This is a genomic window from Streptococcus sp. LYSM12 (assembly GCF_004569635.1).
GTDB lineage: Bacteria > Bacillota > Bacilli > Lactobacillales > Streptococcaceae > Streptococcus.
Map to the genome: position 1 here is coordinate 1 of NZ_SPOZ01000067.1, position 950 is coordinate 950.

The 950-nt window shown below is 48.4% G+C and carries 1 pseudogene; it reads right to left on the reverse strand.

The window, feature by feature from the left end:
- A pseudogene (locus E4T79_RS10710) lies at positions 1-950 on the reverse strand (hypothetical protein); the annotation flags it as partial.

A 950-nucleotide genomic window follows, 5' to 3' on the forward strand; every position in this document is an offset into this window, starting at 1 on the left:
GTCAGCTTGTTTCCAGCCAAGTCGTAGGTGTAAGAGAGCGTAGACAGTTCCTTACCAGCCTTGTCAGATACTGTCATGGTCTCGATTTGACCGAGGGTATCGTAGGTATAGGCTTGGACAAGGGTTTTCCCATCTTGGGTGATCGTTTCCTTGGTGATGTAATTCCCATCGTCGTACTCGTAGGTGTAGCTAGAAATCAGCTTGTTCTTCTTATCCACATGACGGAGTTCGGTCACACGGTGTGCCTTGTCATAGGTCAGGTAGCTCTTGGTTCCTTCTCCCCGTTTGACTTCCGTCATGTCGCCTGCTTCATTGTAGCTATAGGTGGTTTTCTTACCCTTGACATCAGTCACAGAGGTCAGACGGTCCAGCTCATCATAGGTGTAGGAAACGGTGCTTCCGTCTGGATAGGTCATCTGACGGATATTGCCAAAGTCATCATAGTCGTACTGAATGACACTGCCATCGCCCTGACGAACACCGGTGATTTCACCCTCCAGGTTGGTCTCGTAATGAGTAGTCCCTGTCAGGTCACTCATAGACACACGGCGACCGTCCGCATCATAGGTATAGAGGACTTGACCGTCTTCTTTCTTAGAATAGTCTACGGTGAGCAGTTGATCCAGCTTGTTGTAGTCATAGGTGATGGTCTCTCCATCGGCTTTGGTGACTTTCTCAAGTTGGTTGTTGATGTTGTAGCTGTAGGTTTCCTTGTCGCCAAGAGCAGTCATCCGCTCAATGACATTGGAGAGTTGGTCATAGGTGTAAGTCGTGACCTTACCATTGCCGTTGGTAATAGAGGTGACATTGCCCACACTATCATAGGTATAGGTGGAGGTTGACGCCTTGTCACCTAACCCTTGAGTAGCTGAAATCAACTGGTCTTTCAGGTCATAGCTATAGCTCTTGATGCGCTCACTACCAGATAGGACACTGGTCAGATTGCCATT